Origin of the sequence: Inquilinus limosus MP06, from assembly GCF_000767795.1 — a bacterium.
Lineage (GTDB): Bacteria > Pseudomonadota > Alphaproteobacteria > DSM-16000 > Inquilinaceae > Inquilinus > Inquilinus limosus_E.
Genome location: NZ_JANX01000384.1, coordinates 1 through 6,163, shown reverse-complemented (window position 1 = coordinate 6,163; position 6,163 = coordinate 1). Strand labels below are relative to the sequence as shown.

The following is a 6,163-nucleotide window of genomic DNA, read 5'->3' as shown; positions in this document are numbered from 1 at the left end:
ACCTGCTGCGCAAGCCGGCCGGCACGATCGGCGCCGGCGACAGCCGCCGCGACTACGCCCGGCACTGGACGCCGGTGCATCTCGACGTGGTGGTGGACGATGTCGAGGCGGCACGGGAGCGGGCGGTGGCGGCCGGCGCCGTGGCCGAGGGCGCGATCCGCACCGCCGCCTGGGGCCGGCTGGCGCAGCTGGCCGATCCGTTCGGCCATGGGCTCTGCCTCATCCAGTTCCTCAACCGAGGCTATGACGAGATCGCCGATCCTCCGGCCTGACCGGCGCGGCGATAGCGGTCACGACATGCCGACCGGCGGCGGCCGGGGCCTGATCCCGCGCCTGCGGCGAACATGACGGTTCAGCCTTTCCTTACTTTCCTGTAAGGATGGCGGCGCCGGCAGCAAGCCGGCCGCCGGCGGCGCTCGACGTCGCCCGGAACGGCAGGGCAGGGAACTTCTTCCGTCCAACCGAGGGAGAGCGGGCGAGGATGGGTCTCGAATTCATCAACGTCATTTCCACCAAGCGATCCGGCCACCACGCCTTCGTGCGCTGGCTGCGGCAGAACCGGGACACGCCGGCCGCCTTCGTCAACAACGTCGTGATCGGCGAGCCGATCCGCGCGCATCTGCGAACAGTCAGCGGTCCGGCTGCACGCGGCAAGGGCGCGAACGGCACCTCGATCTTCAACTATGAGGGCGTGACGCGGCTGGGGCTCGAGGCCGCCTGGCAGATGCAGCGTGCGACCGGCGGCCAGCGGGTGGACCTGCTGTTCCTGCGCGACCCGCTGAACCTGACCGCCAGCCTGATGCACCGCAAGCGTCTGGCCCGGCTGGACCTGGTGATGATCCTGCGCCAGCTCTTCGCCGAGCGCGACTGGCTGAAGGCCTATGCCGAGGGCGCCGTGCCGGGCCTGTCCCTGATCGGCTACAACGCCTGGGTCCTGGATGCGGAATACCGGCAGCGGGTGGCGGACCGGCTGGGGCTGCGCTCGGCCGAGCGCGTCGCCGCCGTCACCCGGCATGGCGGCGGCAGCTCGTTCAAGGACCTCGCCAGCGTCGGCGACGACGAGGCGCGGCGCCTGACCACGCGCTGGCACGGCTATCGCGATGACCCGCTGTTCGGCGCGGTCTTGACCCATCCCCGGCTGCTGCCCTGGTTCGAGGCCGCGCTGGCCGGCGAGATCACGGATTCCTTCGGCGCGACCCTGGCCGATTCGCACGGCCTGGCCCATCTGCGCGCGGTCGCCCGCGCCCGGCCGCGGCAGAGCTATGCCGACCGCATGATCGATGCCTTGTCGGACCGGCAGGAGCTGTTCCACGGCATCGAGAGCGGCAGCTCGGTCGTCAAGAAGCTCGGCATTGCCCGGGCCCATCTGGCGGTCCTGGCGGGACCGGGCCGAGCCGCGAGCCAGCGGGCGGGATCCGCCGCCTGAAGCCACGGGCGGCGGCCCGGTGTCCAGGGAGGCGGACTTCGCCGTTTGTCTCTCAGGCGGGGATGGTCTTCTCCGGCCATTCGCACAGATCGGCGACGACGCAGGTCTCGCACAGCGGCTTCCGCGCCTTGCAGGTGTAGCGGCCATGCAGGATCAGCCAGTGATGCGCGTGCAGCTTCCAGCGGTCCGGCGTCACCCGCTCCAGCACCTTCTCCACCGCGTCCGGGGTCTTGCCCTTGGCCAGGCCGGTGCGGTTGCCGACCCGGAAGATATGGGTGTCGACGGCGATGGTCGGCTCGCCGAAGGCGACGTTCAGCACCACATTGGCGGTCTTGCGGCCGACGCCCGGCAGCGCCTCCAGCGCCTCCCGGTCGCGCGGCACCTCGCCGTCATGCTGTTTCAGCAGGATCTCCGACAGGGCGATGACGTTCTTGGCCTTCATGTTGTAGAGGCCGATGGTGCGGATGTAGCGCGACAGCCCCTCCACCCCCAGCGCGGCCATCTTCGCCGGCGTGTCGGCCACGGCGAACAGCGGCCCTGTGGCCTTGTTCACCCCGACATCGGTGGCCTGGGCCGACAGCACCACGGCGACCAGCAGGGTGAAGGGGCTGCTGTATTGCAGCTCGGTCTGCGGCTCCGGCATGCGGGCGGCGAGTCGGGCGTAGAAGGTGTCGATCGCGGCTGGCTTCATGCGCCGCAGCCTAGCGAGGCCTCACGGGTCGCGCCATCGGCCATTGCCACCGTGCCGCGGCGGACTATGCTCACCCCCATGCGCAGCAGCAGCCTCACCCGGATCGGCGCCCATGGCGGCGCCACGGAGGATCGCGGACCGGTCCTGTTCGAGCGGCTGCTGCGGCCGAAGCGCAGCCTGGGGCCGGTCGGCTTCTGGCTGGTGATCGGCGTGGTCGGCGTCACCAGCCTGTTCAACGGCGTGCTGTTCCTGATGCTCGGCGCCTGGCCGGTCTTCGGCTTCTACGGGCTCGACGCGCTGCTGCTGTTCTTCCTGATGCGGCTGAACCTGCGCCGGGCCGGGCGCAGCTGGGAAAGCCTGCGCCTGACCGCCGACCGGCTGGTGGTCGAGCATGGCGACCATCGCGGCGTGTCGCACCGGATCGAGCTGCAGCCCTACTGGCTGCGGGTCGCGGTCGACCGCAGCGAGGTCGGCCAGAACCGCATCACCCTGACCAGCCACGGCCAGCGCTTCGCCATCGGCGGCTTCCTCGCCCCCTCCGACCGCGACCATCTGGCGCGCGACCTGTCGGCGGCCCTCGACCGGCTGCGCGGCGGCGCCCAGGATTGACACGAACACCCGCCGTCCGCGGGTCGCGAACGGAGGGATGCGATGGACGAGGTCCGCTGGGAGCGGATGTTCCCCGATCAGCTGGAGCGCCGCTTCGCCGAGGCGCCGGTGCTGTACCTGACCTACGGCCTGTGCGAACCGCACGGCCCGCACAACGCCACCGGCCTGGACGCGCTGAAGGCCCATGGCATCGCCTGCGCCGCGGCCCGGCGTGGCGGCGGCATCGTCGCGCCGCCGGATTACTGGCACATCCACGAGGTCGGCGACTACGCCATCTGGTCCCGCGCCCATGTCGGGGAGGTGGCGCGCGACTGGCTGACGGCGCTGCCGCCCTGGCAGCATTTCAAGAACATCTGCTACCAGCTGCGCGCCGCCGACCGCATCGGCTTCAAGGCGGTGATCCTGCTGACCGGCCATTACGGCCAGAACTACCGCGACCTGAAGACCATGGTCGAGCTGGTCCAGCCCCATATCGGCGCCCGGCTGCTGTCGCTGCCGGATTTCGAGGCCGACCATGAGGGCATCGACGGGCGGGGGCCGTCGCGCGGCGACCATGCCGGGCGGATCGAGACCTCCCAGCTCTGGGCCATCGAGCCGGACTGCGTCGACAGCTCGCGCCTGCCGCCGGCGGGCGAGGCGGGACCGCATTTCGCCATGGGGCCCGACGCGCCGCTGTCCAGCCGTCGCGACGGCGAGGCGATGGTGGCGCGCCAGGCGGCCTGGCTGGCAGACCGGGCGCGGGAGCTGCTGGCTGCCTATGACGAGACCAGGCCGACCGCCCGGCTGATGAGCTTCGGCGATGTCGAGCGGCTGTGGGAGTCGGTGGTGGCGCCGGCACTGCCCGGCTTCCTGACGATGCAGCGCGACGGTACCGGCCAGGGCAGGTCCGTGCCGCCGGGCAGCCGCTGGCATCTGAACTGGCTCGCGGCGGAGGAACAGCTGGGCTGAGCCGGGCCGGAATCGCAACTTCCGGGTTGTCCGCCCAAGCCGGCGGCACGACATTTCGAGGCATGAGCATGCTTCCTGCCGATGACCTGGCCGGCGCCGCCGACGAGCCGCACCACGAGGCGGTGGCGCGGGCCATCGCCTTGCTGGTGGAGCGGCGCGACGATCCGCCGGACCTGGCCACGCTGGCGGCCGAAGCCGGGCTGCATCCGCACCATTTCCAGCGCGTCTTCTCGCGCTGGGTCGGCATCAGCCCGAAGCGCTTCGCCCAGTATCTGCGGCTGGACCATGCGCGCCGGCTGCTCAGCGTCCAGTCCAGCCTGCTCGACGCCGCGCTGGACACCGGCCTGTCCGGCCCATCGCGGCTGCACGATCTGTTCGTCACCTGCGAGGCGATGACGCCCGGCGACTGGAAGGCGTGCGGCGCCGGGCTGGTGATTCGCTGGGGCCTGCACTCCAGCCCGTTCGGCCGCTGCATCGTCGGCACCACCGACCGCGGCGTCTGCTGGTTCAGCTTCATCACCGGCGACGAGACGGCGGCGGTCGCCGAGTTCGCCGGCGAATGGCCGGGGGCGGAGCTGGTGCGCGACCAGGCGGCCACCGCCGCCGTGGTGGCGACGATGTTCGCGCCGATCGGGCAGCGTCCGCCGCTGCCGGTGCTGCTGCGCGGCACCAACTTCCAGGTCAAGGTGTGGGAGGCGCTGCTGTCGATCCCGCCCGGCCGGGTGGCCAGCTACGGCGATGTCGCCGCGGCGATCGGCCGGCCATCCGCCAGCCGCGCCGTGGGCGGCGCGGTCGGGTCCAATCCGGTCTCGGTGCTGATCCCCTGCCACCGCGTGATCCGGGCCAGCGGCATCATCCACACCTACCGCTGGGGCTCCAGCAAGAAGCAAGCGCTGCTGGCCTGGGAAGCCGGGCTGACCGGCGTCAAGGCGGCTTGAGATCTTAGCCGGGTTGCCGGCCCGTTTCCCCATGCTAGCCTTCCGCAAAACCAGACGGGAGGGACACCATGGCCATCGTCACCGAGGCCCTGATCCGCGACTATGCGGCGCGCGACGGGCTGGGTCTGGCCGAATGGGTGCGCAGCGGCGACGTCTCCGCGGCCGAGCTGGCGGAGACCGCGATCGCGGCGATCGAGCGGCTGAACCCGCAGATCAACGCCGTCACCATCAAGGCCTACGACCTCGGGCGGCAGGCGGCGGCGCAGGCCCCGGCCGATGCGCCCTTCGCCGGGGTGCCGTTCCTCTTGAAGGATCTCGGCTCGCAATGGCAGGGCGTGCCGGCCACCGCCAGCTGCGCCTATCTGCGGGACCTGCCCGCCCCGGTCGACGGCGAATCGACCCGGCGGGTCAAGCAGGCCGGCTTCAGCATTCTCGGCCGCACCAATGTGCCGGAGAATGGCTGGTGCATCTCGACCGAGCCGCGGCTGCACGGCCCGACCCGCAACCCCTGGCGTGCCGACGTGACCTCCGGCGGCTCCAGCGGCGGGTCGGCCGCGGCGGTGGCGGCGCGGATGGTGCCGCTGGCCGAGGCCACGGACGGCGCCGGTTCGATCCGCGTGCCGGCGTCCAATTGCGGGCTGGTCGGGCTGAAGCCGTCGCGCGGCCGGGTGTCCTTCGCCCCCGGCGCGGTCGATGTCTGGTATGGCGGCGTGTTCTTCCTTTGCGTCTCGCGCACCGTGCGCGACACCGCCGCCTATCTCGACGCCGTGGCCGGTGGCACGCCGGGCGATCCCTACACCCCGGCAACACCGGCCGAAAGCTGGGCCGACGCGGCACGGCAGCCGGCCAAGGGGCTGCGCCTCGCCATGGTCACCCGGGCGCCCGACGGCAAGCCGGTCCATCCGGAGGTGACGGCGGCGCTGCAGGGCACGGCGAAGCTGCTGGAGGGGCTGGGCCATGCGGTGGAAGAGATCGCGCTCGACTTCGATGCCGCGACGGCCTGGGCCGCCTACACCCGCATGGGGGCGGTGCAGACGGCGGCGATGTTCGCGGCGCTGGAGCCGGTGGCCGGCCGGCCGGTGACGCCGGAGGAGGTCGAGCCGATCACCTGGGCGGCGATCGAACGCGGCCGGTCGATCACCGGCGTCGGGCACGCCGCCGATGTCGAGGCGCTGCGCCGATTCGGCCGCATCCTGGTCGGGCAGGTGCTGCCCTTCGACGCGGTGCTGACCCCGGCCCTGACCCAGCCGCCGCGCCCGCTCGGCCATTGGGACATGAGCATGACCGACTACGACGCCTACAACGCGCTGTGGTCGGATGCGGTGTTCATGTTCCCGTTCAACCTGTCCGGCCTGCCGGCGATGTCACTGCCGATGCACTGGACGCCGGACGGGCTGCCGGTCGGGGTGCAGCTGGTCGGCCGCGGCGGCGACGAGGCGACGCTGCTGCGCCTGGCGACCCAGCTGGAGGCGGCGCAGCCCTGGATCGACCGCCGGCCGCCGGTGTGTATCGGGGCTTAACTCAGCCCCAGCACGTCGGTCATCGAGTAGA

At 71.8% G+C, this 6,163-nt stretch carries 7 protein-coding genes; 6 read left to right on the top strand and 1 reads right to left on the bottom strand.

From position 1 onward, the window contains the following. Together P409_RS23655 and P409_RS23650 are read left to right on the top strand one after the other, a co-directional pair. Nucleotides 1-272 (top strand): VOC family protein (locus tag P409_RS23655; protein WP_034844458.1); only part of this gene is annotated, 272 nt, incomplete at its 5' end. A gap of 209 nt (nt 273-481) precedes the next feature. Beyond that, nucleotides 482-1,426 carry a hypothetical protein gene (locus tag P409_RS23650; protein ID WP_034844457.1) on the top strand — a complete coding sequence of 315 codons (945 nt, stop codon included), beginning with the start codon at nt 482-484 and terminating at the stop codon, nt 1,424-1,426. A 52-nt stretch (nt 1,427-1,478) separates the two neighbouring features. Here P409_RS23650 and nth read toward each other — a convergent pair whose 3' ends face one another. Continuing rightward, nucleotides 1,479-2,117 (bottom strand): endonuclease III, encoded by a 639-nt coding sequence (gene nth / locus P409_RS23645; RefSeq protein ID WP_034844456.1) that lies wholly within the window; start codon nt 2,115-2,117, stop codon nt 1,479-1,481. A gap of 78 nt (nt 2,118-2,195) precedes the next feature. Between nth and P409_RS23640 the strand changes: the two genes are divergently transcribed. From P409_RS23640 to P409_RS23625, 4 genes are all read left to right on the top strand, one after another. Continuing rightward, on the top strand, nt 2,196-2,726 hold the full coding sequence (locus P409_RS23640; RefSeq protein WP_034844455.1) for a DUF2244 domain-containing protein: 531 nt from the start codon (nt 2,196-2,198) through the stop codon (nt 2,724-2,726). A 42-nt stretch (nt 2,727-2,768) separates the two neighbouring features. Beyond that, complete coding sequence (locus P409_RS36400) at nt 2,769-3,674, top strand: creatininase family protein (protein ID WP_052121279.1); 906 nt, start codon at nt 2,769-2,771, stop codon at nt 3,672-3,674. A gap of 68 nt (nt 3,675-3,742) precedes the next feature. Next, entirely contained in the window at nt 3,743-4,612 is an 870-nt protein-coding gene (locus P409_RS23630) for a bifunctional transcriptional activator/DNA repair enzyme AdaA (protein ID WP_202964776.1), read from the top strand. 68 nt (nt 4,613-4,680) lie between these two features. Beyond that, nucleotides 4,681-6,132 carry an amidase gene (locus tag P409_RS23625; protein WP_034844453.1) on the top strand — a complete coding sequence of 484 codons (1,452 nt, stop codon included), beginning with the start codon at nt 4,681-4,683 and terminating at the stop codon, nt 6,130-6,132. Nucleotides 6,133-6,163: the final 31 nt, after the last annotated feature.

What these genes read in the sequence shown, in the direction of transcription:
- P409_RS23640 (WP_034844455.1), top strand. Translation starts at nt 2,196, where the DNA reads ATGCGCAGCAGCAGCCTCACCCGGATCGGCGCCCATGGCGGCGCCACG.
- P409_RS23650 (WP_034844457.1), top strand. Translation starts at nt 482, where the DNA reads ATGGGTCTCGAATTCATCAACGTCATTTCCACCAAGCGATCCGGCCAC.
- nth (WP_034844456.1), bottom strand. Translation starts at nt 2,117, where the DNA reads ATGAAGCCAGCCGCGATCGACACCTTCTACGCCCGACTCGCCGCCCGC.
- P409_RS23630 (WP_202964776.1), top strand. Translation starts at nt 3,743, where the DNA reads ATGCTTCCTGCCGATGACCTGGCCGGCGCCGCCGACGAGCCGCACCAC.
- P409_RS23625 (WP_034844453.1), top strand. Translation starts at nt 4,681, where the DNA reads ATGGCCATCGTCACCGAGGCCCTGATCCGCGACTATGCGGCGCGCGAC.
- P409_RS36400 (WP_052121279.1), top strand. Translation starts at nt 2,769, where the DNA reads ATGGACGAGGTCCGCTGGGAGCGGATGTTCCCCGATCAGCTGGAGCGC.